The following is a 20,001-nucleotide window of genomic DNA, read 5'->3' on the forward strand; positions in this document are numbered from 1 at the left end:
CCAATTTCCAGTGCCCAGGAGTTATTTAATTTTGAATTTTGAATTTTGAATTTTGAATTGATTTGTCCCCAGTCCCCACTTATTGATTTTGCCGGCAAATTCCAAATGCTGAAGTATAGGCGTGTAAGAAGGTTCTGCCGCCAACAGGGCCGATTTCACCACCACAGAAAAAGCCACCTACAGGAATATCTTTGAGGTAACGCCCAAAAAGTTCCGAATCAAAATTGGGTTTACCATATAGTCCTTCACCTCTTCCCAGACAGGCAAACATCAAAGCAGCTACGGCAGATGGTTCGGAGTTCCGTTGATCTTGATAACTTTGAAGGAGTAACTCTAAATCTTCGGCAGAGGCTTCGGCATCGCGGAGGTGGAATTGCAGCCTTTGACCGGGACGAACGCGATCGCCAATTGCGATCGCTCCTGCTGTAGGATCTACACCTAGAATACCGCGAATTAAAAAGTCTCCCTGCTGTAAAGCTAGCTTAAATTCATCCATTGCCACACCCACAAACAAGGAGTGTTGTGCTAAAGTTCGTTCCTCTTCACTGAGACTGGCAATCAAATCTCGTAATACAACTAAAGGCACTTGCTCATCTAACTCTAGAATGATATTGCGATCGGCTTTTGTGACTTGCAACGGTTTGCCAATAGGCCTGCATCCTTGGGCGACAATCGTTTCCAAAACAATATTCCCAGTCAAAGCTATGCCAATAGTGCCCTCACGATACAAGCTTTGACCCAAATCGCCATAGTCATCTTTACAAAATAAGGCAACACGACCACCCATACCCCCGCCACTAGCTTGTCCCCCCACTATTACCGATCCTGGATAAGCAAAATCCAGCCCCTGCAACAAATCGTTGATTCCAGAGGCGAAAGAACTAGACAGCAAAATGAACTGGGGTGTTGGTGATGGTGGTACACCAACCAAATCAAGCCAAGCATCTGGAGAACTGTCCAAGTCAGGTAATTCTTCAGCAACAACATGAAATACTTGAACCTGCACCCCTGGAAGGTGCGCTAAAGTCAAACTGATAGCTGGTTCAGCTTCTAGTTCTTGGGTTTGTCCGCTAACTGTGGTCCCAATTACACCTCCACCACTACAGCCAATTAGCACTGGCACAGAAAGTTTTTCAGCCAACAAAGGTAATAGTCGAGAATACTCACTCGTAAAAGCAGACGAAATGAATACCAGCCCTAAATCCGCAGGTGCTGTTAACGATGAGACAGCTCGTTGTACCACATCTGCGACTGCTGCTTCCAATGAATGATGGGTTGATAGGGCGTTTGCCCACTGCATTTGGTCTGCCATGAGTTTTGGGCTTCTTTTGCTTTTTAGGCTAGTAGTTTTTGATTTTCCATTTTGAGAAGAATTGCATCCTACAAGAGTTGACCCCAGTTGTTTGTATTCGCCATCCCAGGAAACCGGGGTTGTCATTCCCTAATACATGCATCTAAATATATTGTATGATTATCTATCTGTAGTACTGATTCCATAAAATCTTAAAAAATAAAGGTGAATGCATTATAAATGTCACGGTTTGCTGTATTGGTTAGAGATCGATAGACTCAAACATTAACTTAATTATCAGCCAAGTGGTTAAAATGGTTAGTAATAAAACCAAAAACTGCCATTTTTGAAGTTTTTCTATACTAGTACTAACAACACACAACGAGACTAAAACAATGACCAACATTCAAGAAACAGCAAAGGGCGACATCCAAGAACAAATCCAACAAGAAGTGGAACAAGCACGTACTGTCTGTGATATCAGTGGTAGCAACTCACCAGAGTGTGCTGCTGCTTGGGATGCAGTAGAAGAATTACAAGCCGAAGCTTCTCACCAACGCCAAAGCAAGCCAAAAAACTCTTTTGAACAGTATTGTGATGATAACCCAGACGCAATTGAATGCCGAGTTTACGATGACTAGAAATTGAGACCAGCAAATTTTTTGTTTGTTTACTCAGCAGCTAACCAGGATCTATTTACTGATATCTTGCACCTTGGCATCACTCCGGTCTAAAATCACACTCTTACCTTTTCACCATGTTTGCCAACTGGTAGAGAATTGGTGAAACATCCAGAGTTAAGCATTTATATTGGGTAAGTAAACCTTTACACCCTATAAAACTCGGGTTTTTGTTCAAAACTACTAAATGTATGGGCGATGGGTTAGTTTTCTAACTCTTCCTGATGCTACTACATATCAGTAGGTGCAAAATCAAAATTTAGAATCTTAGAGTTGCTTGTTGTTCTGGCAAATAGAAAACTCAGGAAAATCAATTAACTAAGTTGCAAAATTTCATTTTGTAATACGGATTGCAAAAATTTTTGTAACAAATTAGCTAGCTGTAGGGGCGTGCATTTGTGCGCCCCTACAAACGTATTTTATAGTACAGTCTGTTTAGTGTTAGACCTAAAAACCTTGAACTACGTAGGTTAGAACAGCCCTGCGTTAGTGTTAGGGAAGCGGTAACACCCAACTTAAAATTATCCTTGAGGTAATGAAATTTTCTCTTTTTACGTCTTGCGACGGCAGTCGCTACAACGGGAGGAACCCACGCTACGCGCTGCTTCTTCTTTGCGTCCTTAGCAGTAGCCTGTCTTGAAAAGTAATTTTCACAACTGGCATAGAATTGCTATAGTTAATAGCTTAGAAGTATGTCCGAGTTGATTTAGTTGAACAAAAATTTCTCATACTAATTTGGGTATCATTTGCGTAATTTAGAAATTTCTACTCACTACTGTCTACTCACTTAAACTGAAAATTACAGTTTACAACGTAGATTTGTATCTGTTATAGATATTCACTTTTGGTTAAAAATGTTTTATTTATCATTTGAGAAAGACTATGGATTATAATGTTTGGTTTCGCCCTTTTGTCTGGATTGATTATCGACTAGCAGTATTATTTTTGGTAATTATTCCCCTAATTCTGCTGATTTGGGCATTTGTGCAAAAAGCAGAAAGCATACAACGGTTGTTAAGTATATACTGGCGAGTATCAAGCCTGCTGGCAATAACTGTTTATCTCATGATTGCCCAGTATCCAGTTAGCTTTATTTCTGGATTGATGGCTCGGATTTTGATCCCAATTTCACTATGGTTTTGGGTGGATCTCAACGATGAAATTGAGTATCAAACCAGTGGATCTTTAAAGTTTATTTTTACTTCTTGGCGCTGGGCTACAACTGTTTATTGTCTTTTAGGCGCAGTAGCTTCTACGCTTTTTTTAGGTTGTGCTTTTTCTGGTAATCTGCTGAAGACGCCCTATTGTCGCGTCTGGTTTGAGGCTCCGTTAATGTTTAAAGAATATTTTCATGCTAATAGCAAAGCTGAGTTCTTAGGTTTTCTTGGCATAACTAGTTTAGTAATTTATGTGCTGTACCTAAGTTATTTTGTCCTCATTAAGCTAGGCAAGCAGGGACGCACAGCTACACCTCAATAATAGTTGTTTTGCTTCAATTCAAAATTGAAAATTTCAACTTCAAAAAATGAATTCCATTGGTAAGCGACTGGAACAATATACTGCTAAACGCCCCCAAGAAGTCTTACTGGTAACGGTAGAAATTGCTGGAGAAGAAGATACAATTGCTGTTTTCAAAGGTTTTTCTAGTTCTTTGATGCACCCAACAGCATTCGATCCAGATGTGCCCGTTTTCCCAGATGGGGCAATTATTCTCAACATTGACCGAGTAGCTAGTCCTTACAATCCTGAAGCACCTCGTTATATTCAACAAGGAGTTTCTTGGGAAGCTATGCAAGCTCTATTATCAGAAGTAGGAGTCTAAGTAATTAATAATTTATATTTACTCACTGACTATCGTAGCTTGCCCTTTAGTTACCATACTTAAAATAGCTAAAATCCCGGATGCCAGAGGCTTTCAATCCGCTAATCGGTTGGATGATACTTGCAAAACAATTACCGCAATATTGAACTGTGGTAGATTCTGTTGAAACGATAAGTTGCGATCAACTGTTATGAAAACATCAAACTCTACCTCAGCGAGGGCAAGAAGTTGACGATTCTTGACTCCCGCCCATTTCATCTGTGGAACTGTTTTCACTTCGTAGCCAGAAAATTCTCTCGCAAATTTCCGATCAATACACTCATCTAGAAGCAGCCTCATATTATGCCACCATAGCGATGACCTGTCTTCCAGCTTCTTCCAGGAATGCAAGGACTTGCTTTCTAGTTACAGTTGGGAAGCCGCCTAAAAAATCATCAATTGACTCTCCTGCCATTAGATAGTCGAGAAGCGTCTGCACAGGAACCCGCGTACCAGTAAAAACCGGAGTCCCGCCCATAATTTCGGGTGATGCGCTAATGATTGAGGAGTTCTTAAGCATAGCTATTTGATCGTTCCTGTTCTCATGTTTATAGTTTAGCTATATCTGAGTCAGAGTTCCCAAACTGCTCTCCCAGCGATCGCGGTCTACAAATGGGTCTAAATTGCCATCTCAAATTGTCTTCAATTTTGACTTTTAAATTTAAAAAATGTCCCGTTCTGGATACACGCTTCCCGTTTTTGCCTGCGCTGCGGCTGTTGCTGCTTTACACTGGTTACACGATCGCCAGCCCTTAACTCTAGCGTCGATAGATCTAATTGAACCAAACCAAATCGCAGAAATCCCAATTGAACAGGTAGCGGGACTGTCTGAGAATACAGCTTTGGCAATTACCCGTAGTGACCCTGGTGATAATCTTGACTTGACTAAAGATACACCGATTTGGGCATTGGTGGAATGGCGAGAAGAGGGTGAAGAGGCTGTAATTATTCAAGGTGGCGAAGGAATTGGCAGACAGGCGAATGCTGACGACCAGCCGGCTATTTATGCCTATGCTCGGAGGTTGTTGCAAGAGAATTTGCAACGGATGTTGGCAGGCAAAGAAAAAATCACGGTGACGATTATTCTACCCCAAGGGCGATCGCTTGCTGTTCGCACTTCAAATTCTGCTTTTGGTGTGGTTGAAGGACTTTCGCTTTTAGGCACAACCGGCATTTCCCAACCTTTAAGTACTCCCGACCAACTTGCAGCTTTTCGGGCTGAGTTACAAAATAAAGCTAGTCGTTTTGAGAGTTTGGTATTTTGTATCGGCGAGAATGGTCTAGATTTAGCGCGAAAACTAGGAATTAATCCCGAACAATTGGTGAAAACTGCTAACTGGCTTGGCCCAATGCTAGTAGAAGCTGATGTGCTGGGTGTGAAAGAAATCTTATTATTTGGCTATCACGGCAAGCTGATGAAGTTAGCAGGAGGGATTTTTCACACCCATCACCACCTAGCTGATGGACGCCGGGAAATTTTAGCAGCCCACTGTGCGATCGCCGGTTTAAAATCACCAGATATCCAAGCTATATTTGACAGCCCTACCGCCGAAGCCGCATTAAAATACTTACGCTCCCTAGACGCTTCCACGGGGAGTGATTGGGTAAATCAAGTTTACAGTGCGATCGCCCAAACCATCGACGCTCGTTCCCAAGAATACATCCAAAGCCATAGCCAAAGAGGCACAGAAGTTACAGTCTGTGGTTCTGTTCTGTTTGACCGCGATCGCAAAATTATCGTGAAGAGTGAAACTGGTGGTCTGCTAGTGGGAAAATTATGTTAACTTATTATGAATAATCGTAAACAATTCACATAAATAATCTTTTAAGTAATCTCTTTCGTGTAAGTTTATCCTTCTAATACCATCTCCGACTCAGAAAATAGACGACCGCATATAAATACGCGTTTGTCAAGGTTGTTTATACCATTATCAGCCTGCCCAGGCTGAATAATAGCATCAAGCTATAAAGATCCCAGGGCATCATTTATCCTTCACAGACATAACTCTCCCCGTCATGAATACAGCGGTGACTCTACCAACAGAACAGGCTCCCGAAACATTAGAAAACTTTGGGCAGCTGAATCGCCAATTGATTGTGATTTTGGACTTCGGCTCCCAATATTCCGAGCTGATTGCCCGTCGCATCCGCGAGACTCAAGTATACTCTGAAGTTTTGTCTTATCGCACTAGTTCTGCACATTTGCGCCAACTCAATCCTAAGGGAATCATCCTCTCTGGTGGGCCGAGTTCGGTTTATGGCGATAAGGCTCCCCATTGTGACCCAGAAATCTGGAATTTGGGAATACCCATCTTGGGTGTTTGCTACGGAATGCAGCTGATGGTGAATCAATTGGGTGGGGAAGTGGCAAAGGCCGACCGGGGCGAATATGGCAAAGCATCATTATATATAGATGATCCCACAGATTTGCTCACCAATGTTGAAGACGGTACTACCATGTGGATGAGTCACGGAGACTCAGTTACCCAAATGCCACCGGGGTTTGAATTGCTGGCGCATACAGAAAATACCCCCTGTGCTGCCATTGCTGACCACGAAAGAAAACTTTACGGCGTGCAGTTTCATCCAGAGGTAGTACATTCACTTGGCGGCATAGCATTAATTCGGAATTTTGTCTACCATATCTGCGATTGCGAACCCACTTGGACAACAGCGGCTTTTGTGGAAGAAGCAATTCGGGAAATTCGCGCCAGAGTTGGTGAAAAGCGGGTGTTGTTGGCATTGTCTGGGGGTGTGGATTCTTCAACTTTGGCCTTCTTGTTATATAAAGCCATTGGTGACCAGCTAACTTGTGTGTTTATTGACCAAGGCTTTATGCGGAAATACGAGCCAGAGCGATTGGTGAAGCTGTTCCAAGAGCAGTTTCATATTCCTGTAGAATACGTGAATGCTCGCGATCGCTTTTTAGCCAACATTTCTGGCGTTACAGATCCTGAAGAAAAACGTCGCCGCATCGGACACGAATTCATTCGAGTATTTGAAGAAACATCTAAACGTCTCGGCCACTTTGATTATCTGGCTCAAGGGACTCTTTATCCAGATGTCATCGAATCTGCTGATACCAACGTCGATCCCCAAACTGGTGAACGCGTAGCAGTGAAAATTAAGAGCCATCACAATGTCGGTGGTTTACCCAAAGACTTACGATTTAAATTAGTGGAACCACTGCGGAAACTATTTAAAGATGAAGTCCGCAAAGTTGGGCGTTCCATTGGTTTACCAGAAGAAATTGTTCAACGCCAACCTTTCCCTGGCCCTGGTTTGGCAATTCGGATTCTGGGTGAAGTCACCGCCGAACGCTTAAATATTTTGCGCGATGCCGATTTAATTGTGCGCCAAGAAATTAACCAACGCGGCTTGTATCATAGCTTTTGGCAAGCATTTGCTGTATTGCTGCCAATTCGTAGCGTTGGTGTTATGGGAGATCAACGTACCTATGCTTACCCCATCGTTTTGCGGATTGTCACTAGTGAAGATGGCATGACAGCAGATTGGGCAAGAGTGCCTTACGATGTGCTGGAAGTGATTTCTACTCGAATTGTCAATGAAGTCAAAGGGGTGAATCGGGTGGTTTATGACATCACTTCCAAGCCGCCTGGAACCATTGAATGGGAATAAGTTAGTTTTTGGTAAGGGGAAGATGAGTTTTTCTTTCCCTTTCACTAAATACTAAAATTGGGAAAACATCGTCAGGTTTCGATCCCACCATGCAAACACCACAAATAGGGCAAACAGCGAAAAGTGCGAACCCTATGAAACTAATTTTCATGCCTGGACTCAACAGCAGGCTAACTTATTGCGTCATTACCAATGGAGTCAATTAGATTTGTCCAATTTAATTGAGGAAATTGAATCCTTGGGCAGAAAAGAACGCCAAAAATTGAGAAATTGCCTCAGTATCTTAATTGGACATTTGCTGAAATGGCAATATCAAGCAGAACAACGTAGTCGGAGTTGGTTAGCTACAATTCGCGTGCAAAGGCGGGAGACTCTGAAGTTGTTGAATGAAAATCCTAGTTTAAAATCTTATTTAGCAGAATTACTCCAGGAAGCTGATGAAAATGCTAGAGATTTAGCATCAGGAGAAACAAATTTGCCGCTGTCAATTTTTGCGCAACAATGTTTATATTGATTGGAGAATATTATTAGCGATCGCTTTTATCCAGGCTCATCTGCAAGTAATCAGATGATGGAATAATACCATACAACTAAAGTTTACAAAAATTATCAATTTGATTAAGTTATGTTGATTTTACGCGAATATTTCTCAATAACTCAACGAATTTGCCTTGTTTGAGGAGTTGACTAATTACAGGCTTTTTTGATATTCTCAAATTCTTGGTTATTATTGGCTACTGCTATAACTACTTTGATTTGTGTCAAGTTCAAGGTATAAATTTTTAATTTTTAGAAGGGCAGCTTGATGGTAAAAGTAGCTCCTTGCCCAACGCCAGGACTAGCAACTTGAATAGAGCCGCCATGTAATTCCACCAGATGACGGGCGATGGCCAAACCCAGCCCTAAACCGCCTTGTTTGTAATTGGAATGTCCTTGATGATAGCGTTCAAAAACGTAGGGCAGAAACTCTGGGCTGATGCCAATACCAGTATCGCTAACTGTGATTTCGGCATGAGAGCCATTGCGAAACAATCTAACTTCTACTTGTCCTCCTGACGGGGTAAATTTAATAGCGTTGGCGAGTAAATTTCCGAAAACTTGCAGCAAACGGTTGATATCGCCGGAAATTGTGGAAATTGACCTGTCAATTATGGACTCTAAGCGAATATTTTTGGCGTTTGCAGATGGATAAGCAGTTTCTATTGCTGCGCCTACAACTGCTCCGAGATTCACTTGGCTGACCTCAAGTTGTAGCTTACCTTGGACGATGCGAGACATATTTAGTAGGTCTTCGAGAAGTTTTTCCTGAGACCTAGCATTGCGTTCGATGGTTTCGAGAGCTTTAGCAAGGTTGGCTTCATCGAATTTGCGAGTCCGCAGCAGTTGTACCCAGCCCAGAATGGCGTTGAGCGGAGAGCGCAGGTCATGGGAAACCATTGCCACAAACTCATCTTTAGTGCGGTTAGCAGCTTCGGCTTGGGCGCGGGCGACTTGCTCAAGTTGGAAAAGTTGGTTGCGTTCGGCTTCTAAGTGTTTGCGATCGTCAATATCTGTACTCGTACCAAACCACTTGATGATACTTCCTTGTTCGTTCTTGATGGGCACACCTCGTACTAGATGCCAAGAAGAGCTACCATCGCGTTTTTGATAGCGGATTTCCTGTTGGTAAAGTTCCCCTCTTTGCAAGGCTTGAGTCCATCCTGCCATAGCTCCTTCAATGTCGTCTGGATGAATAACTTTTTGCCAGCCAAACCCTATCGCTTCCTCAACGCTTTGCCCAGTAAATTCATACCAGCGTTCATTAACATGTTCGCATTCGCCCTGAGCATTGCAGATCCAGACAAGCTGTGGCATGGCATTGCATAAGTAGCGGTAGCGTTCTTCGCTTTCACGCAGGGCTAGTTCGGCACGTTTGCGTTGGGTGAGGTCGAGAACGAAGCAGACGCTATAACCGTTGTCCTTTGTGCTTTCTATCCGGGCAATTCCCAGTAAAACTGGAATACGAGTACCATTTTTGTGAAGATATTCCTTCTCGAAAGGAGTGCAAACACCAGAGACTTCCAGTTCTTGAATTTTTTGTTGGTCGAGGGTTTGATATTCTGGCGGTGTCATGGAATTCCAGCGGATGATTCTGGCTGCCAAATCTTCACGAGTGTAGCCGAAGGTTTCTAAGAAAGCGTCATTTGCTTCATAAACTCGACCGCTGAAGTCGCCGAAATAAATACCAACTATATTAGATTCGACAATGCGGCGGAACTTAGCTTCACTCTCTTGCAAAGCAACTTCGGCACGTTTGCGATCGCTAATATCTGTCGTACTACCCACGGCCCTAATTACCTGGCCATTAGCATCTCGTCTAATCACTCCCTGATCCAGCACATATCGATATTCCTGGTCTTTATGTCGTGCCCGATACTCAACCGTATAGTGATTTTGATTAGCAGAAATTATAGTGTGGAAGCGATCGACTAAACGCTCTCTATCTTCGGGATGAATTTGCTCTTTCCACCATTGATGGGTTGTTGGTATCTCCTTTAAGGAGTAACCCAAAATTTTAGTTAATCCTTCAGTTCTCTCAACCCTGTCGGTTTGCAGATCCCAGTCATAAATTAGGCAATTAACGGCCGCCGCTGCTAGTTGGAAACGCTCGTTGCTTAAACGTAGCTGTTCCTCGGTTTGCTTACGTTCTGTGATATCAAAGGTTGTACCGATGATTTGGCGTGGCGAACCATCAGGATTTCTGGTGAATATCGTATCTCTACTAAAAAACCAACGCCATTCTCCATTGACGTGTCGCATCCGATATTCATTTTCCACGATGCTGCGATCTTGAGTTGAGCCAAGTTCTTGGAATAGATTAGGAAATCGAGCTAAATCCTCAGGATGCATGATTTTGGGTAAGAACTGTGTTCCCATTTGTTGAATTTGCTCTTGGGTATAGCCAAGCAATTTACTAACCTGACTATTAATATAGACATTCTGCTGTTTAACTAAGTCGTAAACATACAACATTCCAGGAGTAGTTTCAGCAATGCGTTCAATAAACTGCTGACTCTGGCGCAATCTTTCCTGTGCTTGGTATTTCTCAGTTACATCCCGCCAGGAAGCAACAAACCCATCTCCCATTTTGGTGATGCGAATATCGATAGTTTTAGTTAGCAGCTGGTTGCTATCAAAATTGGAAGTGTAGATGAGTGACTCTTTCACCAAAGGATTACCCGTTTCTACAACTTGGCAACACTCATTAAACAAGTCACTTTCTCGAAAATTCGGGAGAATTTCGCACAGTCCTTTACCAAGCTGTTTCTCCTTACTTATGTGGCTAAATTCACAAGCCGCCGCATTTACATAATCAACACAAAAATCAAGTATTTCACCCATCTGGTTACGAATGGCTGAGTAAATGCCAAAACAGTCGAGCATATTTTCCACCGAGGTGCGAAAACGTTCCTCACTGCCTTGTAGTTGCTGGCGTAACTGAGTGTTTTTAATTGCTGAGTAGATAGTAGAACGCAAACGTTCTGCTGTTGTCTGCCCCTTGATCAGATAATCTTGGACACCACTTTTCATCGCCTGGACAGCTACAGACTCGTTGCCATATCCTGTTAACATAACTACAGCTGGCATAGTTGCCTTTGACTGCTGCCGTAATTCTGCTAGAAATTCCAGTCCATCCATGTCTGGCAGCAGAAAGTCTAATAATATTCCCTGAGGCTGCAACTGTTGACATAATGCCAACGCTTCTTCTCCCGATTCTGCGGCGAGAATTGTGTAGCTGTGTTCTTGGTCTTGCAGAAGATAGCGACGATAAACCTGTCGGTCTTCAGGAGAATCATCAATGATTAAAACGGTTAGCGGTTGTACCATGACTACTTGCTAACAGCATCAGGGAGAATGACGATATCTAACCAATAAGTTATAAAACTTTGAATAGTTTGTACCAATCTGTTGATGTCGATTGGTTTGAGAATATAACTACTAATGCAATATCGATAGCATACTTCAATATCTCTGGGGTTAGAAGAGGTGGTAAATACAACCACCGGAATATTTTTCAGGTCTCGATCCTGTTTGATTTGCTCTAAAACTTCTCGCCCATCGGTTCCTGGTAAATTCAGGTCGAGCAAAATAATTGAGGGACAAGGGAATTTTTGAGAATCAGTGTAGGGGCCTGTGTGGTAAAGAAAGTCCAGGGCCTCATCGCCATCAGTGCAGCGAAAGATGGGATTAATTACAGCTTCTCGGCGCATGACTCGACATAACGCTTCAAAGTCTTCATCGCTGTCTTCAATCACCAGCAAAGGTTGGGCGGTTTTGGCAATCATGAATTCAGTCTCCTGCTTGTAGCGTGAAATAAAACGTAGTACCTTCGCCGTAGGTTGACTCCACCCAGATTTTACCGCCATGTCGCTCCACAATTTTTTTTGTGATGGTTAATCCTGCCCCTGTACCACCACCATATTTGCTTGGCCCGTGTAGCCGTTTGAAGATGCGGAAAATCGCCTCAAAGTGTTTTTCTCTAATGCCAATGCCGTTATCGCGCACGTAGAACGTCACTGGTGCAGGTAAAGCGGCTTCGATATAGCCAATTTCAATGCATTTTTCGGGTTTGTCGTTGTATTTAATGGCGTTGGCAATCAGATTGTTAAAGACTTCACCTACTTGGACGCGATCGCAATACACTGTTGGTAATGGTCTAGGAATACGGATTTCTACCCCCATCTCCTCAATTCGGGCACTCAACAAATCTAAATTTCGCTTTACTACACTATTAATATCAGTGTGCTGCATAGAGAGATCCACTCTTCCCAAGCGGGAAAAATGTAGCAGCGAATCAATTAAATCTTCCATCCGCTGAGTTAAACGAATTAAAGTTCTTAACTTTTCCTTACCTTCTTCGTTGAGAATTTCGCCGTAGTCTTCTATGAGGAAATTGGAATAATTATGAATCCCGCGCAGTGGTTCTTTCAAATCATGGGAAGCAATATAGGCAAAAGCATCTAATTCATTATTACTGCGTTCTAGTTCAATATTTAGCTGCGCTAATTCATCTGCTTTTCGCAACACCACACCAATAATAGCGCTTCTCAACTCCAGTGCTGCATTCACCTCACAAGCTTTCCAACTCAGAGATTTTAAACGCACTGTTTCTTTCCATGACTCAAAGGATTTCCGGGGTGATAGATGTAAACTACCGTTTCCAGTTACCTCCACAGGCTTATTTGGGTTACCTCCCCAATTGACAGTTCGCAGCACCTCTGGGCGAAACCACAGAACGTAGTTTTTCTGAACTTTGGAAAATGAAAGCGTCATCAAGCCACTAGCTACATCCCGGAATTTTTCTGCCTCTGGATAAATTTGTGATAGCGAATCAGTGTAAAAAATTTCTTCCTGGACGTTTTGATGAATCCATTCAATTAAATTTTGAATATCTGGTTTTTCAGGAGTGCCACCAACTGCAAAATATTCTTTTTCAAAAAATACCACTGCTCCTTGGGCATTCACAAGATTTAGTAGATTCGGTTGATGCTGAATTAAACCTTCAATAAAGTTATTTCCTGCTGACATGTACTCTACTAACTTGCTATGAACTGATTTCAACTGAATTTTAGATTCACTATCTTCGCTATCCTCTTTTGCACTCAGTTCTACAGATGTAATTTGTCCTAAAAATTCACACGCATTACGAATTTCATATGGGACATATTTAGGTGATTGATGATGGCAAGCAATTAACCCCCATAATTTTTGGTTTTTCATAATGGAAATTGACATTGATGCCGTTACGCCCATATTATGCATATATTCAATATGTAAAGGCGAAACACTCCGCAACACTGACTTACTTAAATCTAAAGGCTGCCCAGTCAAAGGATTATTTATAGGCAAAATTGCTGCTGGTTGATAGTCAGCATTGGGTATGAGCCGCAGCCAATTTTGGCTGTAGAGTAGCCTAGCTTGCACGGGAATATCAGAAGCTGGATAATGTAACCCTAAATAAGATGTCAGATATTCTGGCTTTTGTTCAGCAATGACAACGCCATTCCAATCCTTATCAAAGCGATAGACCATCACTCGTTCAAAGCCAGTTATTTTTTTGACTTCTTGAGCAAGAATTTGGCTGAGTTCTAGAACACCTGATGCCGCCTGTAATTTAGATATACCCTGTTTCACTAAATGATAAAATTTAAAGAATCCATTACTTTTTTCTAAAAATGTCGGTTCTAATTCGAGAATCAAAATTTGATGTAGCCGATGAATAATCGCATCATAATGTAAATTTTTAATCCCAAATTTTATGGTAATTTCTAGAGGATTTACAATGTTTAAATCGTCTTGAGATAAACAATCTTTTAATAAATTAATTTGCTCAGATTCCAAAAAAATGTTTAAAGATTGGTTTAGTAATTGTTCTGGTTTTATGCCAATTAAAGAATAAGTATTATTGCTGCACTGGAGGATAGTTAACTCTGGTTCTTTTAATACCAAAAGAACTCCATGAGGTTGAATATAGCCAGGAATATGAATTGGCTCTCGATCGCAGTTAGTGAGGTCAACTTGAAAGGGAATGCTAATATCGTTAGTGTTCACGTTTTAGTACCAATGGATGACTAGTGTCCGATCGATGTACCTCAGCCTAAAAATGGTCTCTAAATTAGTTGCAAAATTTTTGTTTAAATATATCTCAAAAACCACAACTAAAATTTATTATAAAATTATTTTTAGCAGATTTTATCAGGAAACTAATAACAATTTATGAAAATTAAATTTATTTACCTCAATAAATTTAGGGGTCTGGAAAGTTTAATCTAGAGAAGAATATCAATGTCAGAGAAAAATTAGCTGTAAATTGAATAATAAGTAAAAGAGTTGAGTTTTTTTCTAGAAAAATAGGCGCGATCGCAGTAAAATGACCAATAATGTGGCCACTGAGAAAGTAAAACAAGTAGGTCATTAGCAATTAAATTTTATTCTATCAACGTTAATGGAAATGTTATGGAACCTCCTCTCCCTCTTGCTGGCTTAAACATCCTCGTAGTTGATGATGATGAGGATAGCCGCTTCTACGTTACAACTGTATTGGAGGCAGATGGAGCATCCGTTACAGCAGTTGCATCAGCAGCAGCCGCATTAAAAGTACTACCAGAATTGCAGCCTGATATCTTGATATGTGATATTGCTATGCCTAATGAAGATGGTTACACCCTCATCCGCAAAATACGAACGCTGCAACCAGATATCTGTGGCAAACTCCCTGCCATCGCCTTAACTGCTTATGGCGATCGCGAGTACCGTAATATTGCTCTAGAAGCAGGTTTTCAGATGCATGTGTCTAAGCCAGTCGATCCAGGCGAATTAGTGGCGATTGTTGTAAATTTAGTTGATTCTTTTAATAGTCATTAGTCATTTCTGATTAGTCATTCTTCTTGTCCCCGCGTCAGAGTATCCCCCTTATGCCTTGCTCTCAAAACTAATTTGCTCAGACTTGTATCCCGGTGGCTCGACGTGAATTAAAATCCTCACTGGACGAAACCGTTCTTCTAATCGGCTTTCTACTTCTTCGGTGATCTGGTGAGCAGTTTGTACATCTGGTGTCTCTACGATTAAATGCATTTCAATGAACACCTGACGACCAAGAACACCCCGAGAAGCGATATCATGACAGTTGATTACACCAGGGACAGAAGTAGCGATCGCATGAATTACTTCTGGTGCGATCGCCATTTGATCTACCAACCAAGGTAAATTCTCTTTTAAAACTGACCAGCCACTCCAAAATACCAACAAAGCTACGGGGAAAGCCAACACTACATCCATCCATTGATAACCCAGCCAAACTCCGATCAAGCCGCCAATTACAGAAATTGTCACCCAGATATCGCTCATGGTGTGTGTAGCATCAGCTATGAGAATCGGGCTACCTACCCGCCTACCTACAGCACGTTCGTAAAACGCGACAAAAATATTTATACCCAACACAATTAGTAATAACGACAACTCAGGTAGTGATATTTTCACGGGTTCACCACCCTTGAGAATTCGCTCAATTGCTCCTTGGAGAATTTCAAAACAGGCTATTCCTAAAAAGGCTGCGATCCCTAATGCTCCCACTGCTTCAAACTTGCTGTGTCCGTAAGGATGCTCGCGATCGGGTTGGGGAGAAGAAAATTTACTGGCGATTAATCCTAAAACGTTGTTGGCACTATCGGTAACACTATGCAAAGCATCAGCTAATAAACTCAAAGAACCTGTCCACGAACCAACTATTGCTTTTAATCCCATTACAAACAGATTAAGTACTAAGGTGATAATTAAAACCTTTCGTACTTCGGCACGGTTATCGGCAGTCATAGATTATTTATCACATCAAGTTCTATGACTTCTAATGTAAAACTCAAAACATCAATAAATACAAATAAAATGTATCAAAGTCTTACACAATAAGAACTATTTCTCTCTTTAGCTGACAATTTTTATTCTAGCTATTGAGATTATTTATAAATAATATTAGCTACAATTTAGATAAACAGTGATATTAGCTCTGTTAAGAACAGCATATTTTTAGCATTAATACTAAGAAGATTTTAATTAACTTTATTTGTATGCGAATACTCTGAACAGATTAAACAGCCTGTATTAAAAATTGGTTTTAATAGTTTGCTCTCTCAACACTTGCCATTCTGGATATTAATTAACCAAGGACTATAGCGCTTCTCATTTCAATGATTAGGGTAGCACTGCTGTGCTACCCTACGAAAAGTCCTGTTCATCTGTGGTTAATTATTTTTTTCTGTACCTTACGTTTCTGGGAACCGCTATAACCCTGACTACTTATTCCAGTAACATTAGTAATTATCAAGAAGTTTAATACAAAGCTAATGTCTTCAACTCCTCTAACACTCAACCTAGTTGAAGGTTCTGTGTCCTTCAGTTTTTCACCCCAAGCAGCACGAGAATTAAAGGCAGCAATAGATCAGTTAATGGAACGCCTCAAAGCTGGCGCTGCTAAAGCCAGTCCTGGCGGCAGTAAAGCGACTCCCCAACCCCCCCTGGAATATCGTTACACTGGCGAAGTCTTTTTAGAAGTTTTCTGTAACCCTAATATTTGGCCGAGTCCCTTCGCAGCCAAAGTCCTGCTGACTGTTCGCAATATTAACATCCGCGTAACTACAGAAGCCGAATTGACTCGTATCATTGATGATATTAATCAGTATTTAGACCAAGTGGGATGAGGGAGATGGAGAGTGGGGAGTGTGGGGAGATTAAAAAAAAGCTTCTTAACCTTCCTCTCCTCCCACACCTCTCCTGCACCCTACCCCCTGCCCCTCTACCTCTTTTCCATGCCCAATGCGCCATCCCCCACATTTATGGAAAAATTACCGGAGCAGTTCAACATTAGGAACCGCTCCGGTAAATGAATCCACATACTAGACTCAAGTTTAAGCACCAGAACTATTAGTTTTGATGCCTAAATTCACCTGAAAACTTGTATAATTTGAGACTCTAATGTTTCCGTATTAAAAAAACGCAAGATTCTAGATTGGGCAATGTTTACCAAAAGCCAGAGATTATCCCAGATTGGGCGTCGAATTGTTGATTGTGAAATCCACACATCAAAAATAAACTCCCAATCTCAAACCCGAAATTAAATATTGACTAGTCGTTGTCCCATTCTTCACGACCAATCAAATCACCAATGCGATCGCGTAACAAAAAGTCACATTTTTCTAATTCACATTCAACGCAAACCCACTCTCTCGCTGGGATGTATTGGCAGAGTGTATATATTGGCTGTTGTCGGCTGACCATTCCCTTTTGCACCAGTCGGCGTGCTTCGTCTTGGATGACATCCAGAGAGTAGTAATTAATAGAAGGCACCGTATTCACACTCATGGTTTTTACTCACAAATTAACACTTAGATAGTGTTCCCGCTAGCTACTAGGAACAAACATGACAGGGATTTGACTTGTGGCTATGGTTTTGTAGTTTGCTATACGGAACTAATTTCATTTTGACGCTACACATCCTGAAATTATCTCAAGAAATGTTAAGAAAGTCAACGAAAGCTGACATTTCCGAAAAATACGCTTCACAAAACAATGTCAAAGTAGTTAACGAAACCTGCTGTTGTTGTTATGTGAGTTTTATTCAACAGGTCTCAAAGCTTTGCCATTAGTGCCTTGAGGCATGATTTGGCTGGTGATAAAAGTCCATATTGCGATCGCTCACAGATCAAATAATCACCTGAAAGCTGTATCTAGAAGTGTTGGTATCTATCTCAAGGTAAACAAGATAAGGATATTTGGCAGCAACTAGGGTATAAACTATGGCAAAACTAACGGCTAAATTACACTATGAAGGCTTTTAGGCAAGCAACTGTTAACAATTTCTTAAACAAATCCGCAATTACTTGGTTAATTCCAGGGCTGATGTTACATGTTTTTTTTTAGATAAACATCTGTAGAAAGGGGGATGAGGGGATGGCTTAAGGGGGAAGGAGGGATTTTTGCTTTGCCCTTTGCCCTTTCATCCATGCCTAATGCTTATGGTCACATTAAAACAGACGCGATCTAGTCACGTCTGTAAAGTGTTTGGCGGATTTGCTGAGATCGATTTGTTCTGAAGTTACATTGTTCTTTAAGTTACTTATTCTGAAAGTTCATCATCATCTGGATCTGTGCTGTCTTCTACTGTTGTGGGATTTTCTGGCGATCGCTGATTATTCAGCTGGTTTAATAGTGCCAATACCTTATTACCACGTTCTATGGAGCGATCTTCGACAAAGATAACCTCTGGTGTGCGACGTAGCCGTACCCTAGCACCAAGTTCGCTACGGACAAAACCCGTGGCTGACTTTAAGCCTGCCATTGTTTCTGCCTTAGCTTCATCTGTACCATAAATACTGACGTAGATTTTGGCGTGTTGGAGATCGCCAGAAACATCAACATCAGTAACACTTACCATTCCTGTACCTACACGGTCATCCTTAATGCCGTTGAGCAGCATTTGGCTAACTTCCCGTTTAATCAGTTCAGCAACACGGGAAACGCGGCGATTTGTAGCCATAAAACTTTAGCCTCCTCACAGAGGTTGTACAACATAATATAGACGCAAGCTGGGTAGATAGTACCTAGCGGATGGCAATTAACGCCAAAAACAACTGTCTTTAGGGCAGAATAACAACATCGCCCTAGCCTAGATTGTACTCAAGCCCAGCATTGCACGTAGGGTGAGAGTCACGAACACCAGACTGCTGACAAATAAACCCAAAAGGGCGATTAAGGTAATTGGGCGTTTTAACAGTGGCACTAATGGTGCAAAGGTGTTGAGAAATACCCCTAAGAGCACAGTAATGAAGTAGCGGGGGTAGCGAAAGACGTTATCCCAAAATCCGTCAAACATTTGAATCTAAACTGCCTTGTTATAAACTTACGTTTGTTTTGATATGCTTTATCTACTCAATTGTAATCTATGCGGCTGGAAAATTACCCAGTTAATATAAAATATGGTTCGTCAGTTATATTAACTATATTTAGTCGCAACTATTTCGGTAAAATTGTAAATAAATGGTTATTCAAATCCCCAAAGAAACTAGCCCGCGTCCATTTTTGAAGTGGGCAGGGGGTAAAAGTAAGTTGATTCAGCAATATATTCCTTATTTTCCTAAAAATTATCAAAATTACTATGAACCATTTTTAGGTGGTGGTGCTGTTTTTTTCTATTTGCAACCAACTCAAGCAATTTTAACTGATATTAACGCCGAATTAATTAATACTTATTGCTGCGTTAGAGATAACGTTGATGAATTAATTGCGCTCCTCAAAGAACATAAAAAAGGACATAATAGAGATTATTACTACAGTGTCAGAAATAACTGTGGTGGTACTAATTTAGAAAAGGCTGCTCGTTTAATTTATCTGAATAAAACCTGTTTTAACGGTCTTTATCGAGTCAACTCACAGGGCAATTTCAATGTGCCTTTAGGCAGATATAACAATCCCAATATTTGTCCTGAAAATTTATTGCGACTAGCCTCTAAAGCACTTTCTCAGGTCAAAATTCAACAAGCAGATTTTACACAAGTACTAAACCGTGCTAATAGCAGTGATGACTTTGTATTTTTTGATCCGCCTTACCACCCTATAAGTGATACTAGCTATTTCACTGCTTATAGTCAAAATTGTTTTAGTAAAAAAGACCAAGAACTTTTGCGAGATACTTGTGCAGAGTTAGCAAGTCGTGGTGTTAAAGTAATGGTATGTAATTCTGATAGTGAATTTATTAAAAAAATTTATACAGATATCAAATTTGAAACACACACAATCAAAGCGGCGCGATCAATTAACTCAAATATCAAAAATCGAGGCATAATCGATGAACTATTAATTACATCTTTTGATAATAAAGAATTCAGGAGTCAGAATTCAGAAATCAGGATGAATGCTGTAAGACTGGCGAGTGAATCAATGAACGACATTATGTAATTAAATCAAAGTAGCATATTCTAATTGAGCAACTATTACATTCT

General features: G+C 41.1%; 19 protein-coding genes. 9 read left to right on the forward strand and 10 right to left on the reverse strand.

The window, feature by feature from the left end; genetic code table 11:
• Positions 1–79: 79 nt before the first annotated feature.
• Positions 80–1,312 carry an FIST N-terminal domain-containing protein gene (locus ACM0OY_RS19330; protein ID WP_414570470.1) on the reverse strand — a complete coding sequence of 411 codons (1,233 nt, stop codon included), beginning with the start codon at positions 1,310–1,312 and terminating at the stop codon, positions 80–82.
• A gap of 374 nt (positions 1,313–1,686) precedes the next feature.
• Here ACM0OY_RS19330 and ACM0OY_RS19335 point away from each other — a divergent pair, with 374 nt between their 5' ends.
• The 3 genes from ACM0OY_RS19335 (at position 1,687) to ACM0OY_RS19345 (ending at position 3,793) form a co-directional block, all read left to right on the forward strand.
• Entirely contained in the window at positions 1,687–1,932 is a 246-nt protein-coding gene (locus tag ACM0OY_RS19335) for a Calvin cycle protein CP12 (protein WP_414570471.1), read from the forward strand.
• A gap of 921 nt (positions 1,933–2,853) precedes the next feature.
• On the forward strand, positions 2,854–3,450 hold the full coding sequence (locus ACM0OY_RS19340) for a DUF3177 family protein (RefSeq protein ID WP_414570472.1): 597 nt from the start codon (positions 2,854–2,856) through the stop codon (positions 3,448–3,450).
• A gap of 46 nt (positions 3,451–3,496) precedes the next feature.
• The gene (locus ACM0OY_RS19345) at positions 3,497–3,793 is read left to right on the forward strand and encodes a hypothetical protein (protein ID WP_414570473.1); all 297 of its coding nucleotides are present in this window, start codon (positions 3,497–3,499) and stop codon (positions 3,791–3,793) included.
• Positions 3,794–3,886: 93 nt separating this feature from the next.
• On the opposite strand, the gene ACM0OY_RS19350 is transcribed toward ACM0OY_RS19345, so the two are convergent.
• Together ACM0OY_RS19350 and ACM0OY_RS19355 are read right to left on the reverse strand one after the other, a co-directional pair.
• The gene (locus tag ACM0OY_RS19350; RefSeq protein WP_414570474.1) at positions 3,887–4,132 is read right to left on the reverse strand and encodes a DUF5615 family PIN-like protein; all 246 of its coding nucleotides are present in this window, start codon (positions 4,130–4,132) and stop codon (positions 3,887–3,889) included.
• A 1-nt stretch (position 4,133) separates the two neighbouring features.
• Complete coding sequence (locus ACM0OY_RS19355) at positions 4,134–4,352, reverse strand: DUF433 domain-containing protein (protein ID WP_414570475.1); 219 nt, start codon at positions 4,350–4,352, stop codon at positions 4,134–4,136.
• A gap of 148 nt (positions 4,353–4,500) precedes the next feature.
• Between ACM0OY_RS19355 and cbiD the strand changes: the two genes are divergently transcribed.
• The 3 genes from cbiD (at position 4,501) to ACM0OY_RS19370 (ending at position 7,985) form a co-directional block, all read left to right on the forward strand.
• Positions 4,501–5,616, forward strand: a complete 1,116-nt coding sequence (gene cbiD, locus ACM0OY_RS19360; protein WP_414570476.1) for a cobalt-precorrin-5B (C(1))-methyltransferase CbiD — start codon at positions 4,501–4,503, stop codon at positions 5,614–5,616.
• 232 nt (positions 5,617–5,848) lie between these two features.
• Positions 5,849–7,471, forward strand: coding sequence for a glutamine-hydrolyzing GMP synthase (guaA, locus tag ACM0OY_RS19365; RefSeq protein ID WP_414570477.1), 1,623 nt, complete (start codon positions 5,849–5,851; stop codon positions 7,469–7,471).
• A gap of 178 nt (positions 7,472–7,649) precedes the next feature.
• Complete coding sequence (locus ACM0OY_RS19370) at positions 7,650–7,985, forward strand: DUF29 domain-containing protein (protein WP_414570478.1); 336 nt, start codon at positions 7,650–7,652, stop codon at positions 7,983–7,985.
• A 275-nt stretch (positions 7,986–8,260) separates the two neighbouring features.
• Here ACM0OY_RS19370 and ACM0OY_RS19375 read toward each other — a convergent pair whose 3' ends face one another.
• From ACM0OY_RS19375 to ACM0OY_RS19385, 3 genes are read right to left on the reverse strand one after another with little or no spacing between them, the layout of a single operon-like run.
• Complete coding sequence (locus ACM0OY_RS19375) at positions 8,261–11,338, reverse strand: PAS domain S-box protein (RefSeq protein WP_414570479.1); 3,078 nt, start codon at positions 11,336–11,338, stop codon at positions 8,261–8,263.
• Positions 11,339–11,340: 2 nt separating this feature from the next.
• Complete coding sequence (locus ACM0OY_RS19380) at positions 11,341–11,796, reverse strand: response regulator (protein WP_414570480.1); 456 nt, start codon at positions 11,794–11,796, stop codon at positions 11,341–11,343.
• Between the two features lie 4 nt (positions 11,797–11,800).
• Entirely contained in the window at positions 11,801–14,062 is a 2,262-nt protein-coding gene (locus ACM0OY_RS19385) for an ATP-binding protein (protein ID WP_414570481.1), read from the reverse strand.
• A gap of 405 nt (positions 14,063–14,467) precedes the next feature.
• On the opposite strand from ACM0OY_RS19385, the gene ACM0OY_RS19390 reads away from it, so the two are divergent.
• Entirely contained in the window at positions 14,468–14,875 is a 408-nt protein-coding gene (locus ACM0OY_RS19390; RefSeq protein ID WP_414570482.1) for a response regulator, read from the forward strand.
• Between the two features lie 48 nt (positions 14,876–14,923).
• Here ACM0OY_RS19390 and ACM0OY_RS19395 read toward each other — a convergent pair whose 3' ends face one another.
• On the reverse strand, positions 14,924–15,823 hold the full coding sequence (locus ACM0OY_RS19395) for a cation diffusion facilitator family transporter (RefSeq protein WP_414570483.1): 900 nt from the start codon (positions 15,821–15,823) through the stop codon (positions 14,924–14,926).
• A 527-nt stretch (positions 15,824–16,350) separates the two neighbouring features.
• Between ACM0OY_RS19395 and ACM0OY_RS19400 the strand changes: the two genes are divergently transcribed.
• Positions 16,351–16,704 carry a hypothetical protein gene (locus tag ACM0OY_RS19400; RefSeq protein ID WP_414570484.1) on the forward strand — a complete coding sequence of 118 codons (354 nt, stop codon included), beginning with the start codon at positions 16,351–16,353 and terminating at the stop codon, positions 16,702–16,704.
• A gap of 424 nt (positions 16,705–17,128) precedes the next feature.
• Here the strand turns inward: ACM0OY_RS19400 and ACM0OY_RS19405 are convergent, their stop codons facing one another.
• The 3 genes from ACM0OY_RS19405 to ACM0OY_RS19415 all read right to left on the reverse strand — a co-directional run bounded on the left by ACM0OY_RS19405 (position 17,129) and on the right by ACM0OY_RS19415 (position 18,875).
• Entirely contained in the window at positions 17,129–17,365 is a 237-nt protein-coding gene (locus ACM0OY_RS19405) for a DUF4327 family protein (protein ID WP_096537447.1), read from the reverse strand.
• Positions 17,366–18,119: 754 nt separating this feature from the next.
• Positions 18,120–18,539 carry a 30S ribosome-binding factor RbfA gene (gene rbfA / locus ACM0OY_RS19410; protein WP_414570485.1) on the reverse strand — a complete coding sequence of 140 codons (420 nt, stop codon included), beginning with the start codon at positions 18,537–18,539 and terminating at the stop codon, positions 18,120–18,122.
• Positions 18,540–18,668: 129 nt separating this feature from the next.
• On the reverse strand, positions 18,669–18,875 hold the full coding sequence (locus ACM0OY_RS19415; protein WP_099068287.1) for a DUF751 family protein: 207 nt from the start codon (positions 18,873–18,875) through the stop codon (positions 18,669–18,671).
• Between the two features lie 164 nt (positions 18,876–19,039).
• Here ACM0OY_RS19415 and ACM0OY_RS19420 point away from each other — a divergent pair, with 164 nt between their 5' ends.
• Positions 19,040–19,957: a DNA adenine methylase gene (locus ACM0OY_RS19420; RefSeq protein WP_414570486.1), complete on the forward strand. Its 918-nt coding sequence runs from the start codon at positions 19,040–19,042 to the stop codon at positions 19,955–19,957.
• The last annotated feature ends 44 nt before the right edge of the window (positions 19,958–20,001 follow it).

It is taken from the genome of Nostoc sp. CCY 9925 (assembly GCF_963920935.1).
Taxonomy (GTDB): Bacteria; Cyanobacteriota; Cyanobacteriia; order Cyanobacteriales; family Nostocaceae; genus Nostoc.

Bases quoted from the DNA above. Each gene is read 5' to 3' on its own strand.
- ACM0OY_RS19330 (WP_414570470.1), bottom strand. From the start codon at position 1,312: ATGGCAGACCAAATGCAGTGGGCAAACGCCCTATCAACCCATCATTCA.
- ACM0OY_RS19335 (WP_414570471.1), top strand. From the start codon at position 1,687: ATGACCAACATTCAAGAAACAGCAAAGGGCGACATCCAAGAACAAATC.
- ACM0OY_RS19340 (WP_414570472.1), top strand. From the start codon at position 2,854: ATGGATTATAATGTTTGGTTTCGCCCTTTTGTCTGGATTGATTATCGA.
- ACM0OY_RS19345 (WP_414570473.1), top strand. From the start codon at position 3,497: ATGAATTCCATTGGTAAGCGACTGGAACAATATACTGCTAAACGCCCC.
- ACM0OY_RS19350 (WP_414570474.1), bottom strand. From the start codon at position 4,132: ATGAGGCTGCTTCTAGATGAGTGTATTGATCGGAAATTTGCGAGAGAA.
- ACM0OY_RS19355 (WP_414570475.1), bottom strand. From the start codon at position 4,352: ATGCTTAAGAACTCCTCAATCATTAGCGCATCACCCGAAATTATGGGC.
- cbiD (WP_414570476.1), top strand. From the start codon at position 4,501: ATGTCCCGTTCTGGATACACGCTTCCCGTTTTTGCCTGCGCTGCGGCT.
- guaA (WP_414570477.1), top strand. From the start codon at position 5,849: ATGAATACAGCGGTGACTCTACCAACAGAACAGGCTCCCGAAACATTA.
- ACM0OY_RS19375 (WP_414570479.1), bottom strand. From the start codon at position 11,338: ATGGTACAACCGCTAACCGTTTTAATCATTGATGATTCTCCTGAAGAC.
- ACM0OY_RS19380 (WP_414570480.1), bottom strand. From the start codon at position 11,796: ATGATTGCCAAAACCGCCCAACCTTTGCTGGTGATTGAAGACAGCGAT.
- ACM0OY_RS19390 (WP_414570482.1), top strand. From the start codon at position 14,468: ATGGAACCTCCTCTCCCTCTTGCTGGCTTAAACATCCTCGTAGTTGAT.
- ACM0OY_RS19395 (WP_414570483.1), bottom strand. From the start codon at position 15,823: ATGACTGCCGATAACCGTGCCGAAGTACGAAAGGTTTTAATTATCACC.
- ACM0OY_RS19400 (WP_414570484.1), top strand. From the start codon at position 16,351: ATGTCTTCAACTCCTCTAACACTCAACCTAGTTGAAGGTTCTGTGTCC.
- ACM0OY_RS19405 (WP_096537447.1), bottom strand. From the start codon at position 17,365: ATGAGTGTGAATACGGTGCCTTCTATTAATTACTACTCTCTGGATGTC.
- rbfA (WP_414570485.1), bottom strand. From the start codon at position 18,539: ATGGCTACAAATCGCCGCGTTTCCCGTGTTGCTGAACTGATTAAACGG.
- ACM0OY_RS19415 (WP_099068287.1), bottom strand. From the start codon at position 18,875: ATGTTTGACGGATTTTGGGATAACGTCTTTCGCTACCCCCGCTACTTC.
- ACM0OY_RS19420 (WP_414570486.1), top strand. From the start codon at position 19,040: ATGGTTATTCAAATCCCCAAAGAAACTAGCCCGCGTCCATTTTTGAAG.